Annotated in this window: 3 protein-coding genes; all 3 read right to left on the bottom strand. The window is 48.5% G+C overall.

What is annotated here, in order from left to right:
• Positions 1–1,008 (bottom strand): MDR/zinc-dependent alcohol dehydrogenase-like family protein (locus ACKPQ4_RS02065; protein ID WP_407679550.1); only part of this gene is annotated, 1,008 nt, incomplete at its 3' end.
• Positions 1,009–1,026: 18 nt separating this feature from the next.
• Positions 1,027–1,761 (bottom strand): class II aldolase/adducin family protein, encoded by a 735-nt coding sequence (locus ACKPQ4_RS02060; RefSeq protein ID WP_407679549.1) that lies wholly within the window; start codon positions 1,759–1,761, stop codon positions 1,027–1,029.
• 19 nt (positions 1,762–1,780) lie between these two features.
• Positions 1,781–2,518, bottom strand: a 738-nt coding sequence (locus ACKPQ4_RS02055) for an alpha-ketoacid dehydrogenase subunit beta (RefSeq protein ID WP_407679548.1), incomplete at its 5' end; no start/stop codon positions are given.

Below are 2,518 nucleotides of genomic sequence, written 5' to 3'. Positions count from 1 at the left end.
CCCAATGGCCATATCAAAGGTAAGATCAGGATCAACTGCACCAGCGTAACTGTTTAGGTTTCCACCGTCTGCCATGATTGCACTGGCTTGCTCATAGGTATCCGCAGATGCGTAGTTGGTCCATACCACCACCGGTTTTCCAAATTCTGTGAGCTTGGAAATGATGTCTGGATCTTTTCGATCAATCAGGACCACCCGAGTGCCACGGGCACGCAAATCCTTAATCAACGCGTACTCTTCCATCTCATCCAACTTAGCCTGAGATCCGGTGACATAAACCACCGGGGGCAGGTCCTCATCGGGCACACTCGCCACGATGGTCAGGTTGATCATCGCCATCCGTGCGGTGCCGGACAGGTAAGCAACAATGGCACGGGAAGGTACGCCGTACTTAAATTCACCATTTTCTCCGAGGGTAAAAATATGCTTATTGGTGCCGTAATTGCAGGCAAAAGGCTCGGCATGGGCCAGGGTGATTAAGCTGGTCTTTTCATCGGCATTGACCGGGTTGAAAAAGTTCCCGAACCCCTGGGCTTTGACATAGACGGGTGCTCCGGCTGGGACAAAATTAAACTGACGCAACCCTCCCAAGTATCGATATGAATAGCCCAACGCGGAAAGTACTCCGCTTTCGCTGGGCTGAAAAGTCAGAGGATCAATCGGTTCGGTTGCATGACCTGGGGTTACGACCACCACATCTCCCGGCTTTACATTCGCACCTTCTGGCGCTTCCAAAACAATTTGCAAAGTCTCGTGCCCCAGAGCGATACGATCTGTACCGGAGGGCACCCTAGCATGGGTATCAAACTGACGGATCGCCTTGGCGTCCGATGCACAACGACAATTTCCAAAACTGGCGAGAAGAAAATTTTGCCCATTGAGCGATTCAGTTGGCAATTCATCCTCCAATACCTGGACCTGATTCGGTCCGGTTAAATAGACACCATGATGAGATATACGGGCACGCTTAGCGAGTTCCCTGGCACGTTCAATCTTTGTAATAGACATAAAATTCAGGTCGTATAATTACGATGGGCAAGGACCGTCCGGGTAGTACATTTCCTCAAGGCTGGACCATTCACCGGGTGCTCCTGGAAGAGGAAGTCCACGAGTCTTCATAATATTTCCCATGTCCCTCAGATCTTCGTATCCGATTTCCTTAATATTCCCCCCGAGACTTCGGGCATGAATAATGTGCAGGGCGGTCATTTCCAACAAGTCGGTGCACATCTGAGCCCATTTAATATCCCAGGGTGTAAGAAATACATAACCATGATTCTCCATGAGGAAACCATTATACTTTTGCAGGTAAGGAAGAAAATTATCGGCCAATTTTTGGGTGAGCGGTTCGCCATAGGGAACCACCGGCACCGGCCCCACCTCCGTGATGGTCTCGGGAAAAAGCGGACGCATATGGTAGTTTTTGGAATCCGAAATCGCAAAGGCATTAAGATGCGGTGGGTGACAATGCAGGACAGCTTGTACATCCGGACGTTCGCGAAAGAAATTCACATACATCGGTGTCTCTCCCGTTGGTTTGACTGTGCCCTCGATTGTATCCCCGGCCAGGTTAATGAAAACCACATTATCGCGACTTACATCCCCCTTATTATGCTTGGTTGGGGTGATAAGGATGACATCATCCTCAAGTTTCCACGCCAGGTTCCCCCCATGCCCGGTTACATACTGATGAGCAGCCAAATGATGGCATACCCCAATAAAGGTATCAACTTTATCAGAATGTTTTTCTAAGCAACTCAAAATATTAGAAACGATTATTTTATACCCCTTCGCGGTAACGCTTAATCATTTCTCCAGTTGTGGGATTGGTCGTCATTACATGACCAGGCAAAGGTAAGATATTTTGATGAATTGCATCAATCATCCAGGAGGGTTGAGGAAAGAAATCCTCTTCCACTTCAGCACAGGGTGTTATCCAGTTGCGCGATCCAACCACTACGGGGGGAGCGTCCAACTCGTCAAAAGCCAACTGGCTTAATTTGGATGCAATATCCTGCATCACAGATCCGCGCTCACAAGCATCGGATGAAAGCAATACCTTCCCGGTCTTGCGAACCGATTCAACGAGTGGTTCGTAATCCAATGGCGTGATCGAGCGGCAATCAAAAACATCCGCGGTTACTCCATATTTTTGTTCAAGAATATCTGCAGCTTCTAAAGCCCGGTACATGGTTGCACCCACAGTGATAATGGTCACATCATTTCCAACCCTGCGTTGAGCAGGAGGTCCAAATGGGACTTCATAATATCCCTCTGGCACTTCCTTTTCAAAAAGCTCACCAATATCATAGAGGCGTTGGCTTTCAAAGAAGACCACAGGATCACTGCCTGCCAATGCAGTATTAAGCATACCCTTGGCATCGTAAGGAGTGGAAGGGAAGACTACCTGTAAGCCAGGAATATGGTTACAAATCGCACACCAGTCCTGAGAATGTTGAGCACCGTATTTTGATCCCACAGACACCCGTAAAACTACTGGCATTTCCAGCACGCATGC

It is taken from the genome of Candidatus Chordibacter forsetii (genome assembly GCF_964187505.1).
GTDB lineage: Bacteria > Verrucomicrobiota > Verrucomicrobiia > Opitutales > Seribacteraceae > Chordibacter > Chordibacter forsetii.
Note: the sequence above shows the minus strand (reverse complement) of the source record. Positions and strands in the feature narration are given on the sequence as shown.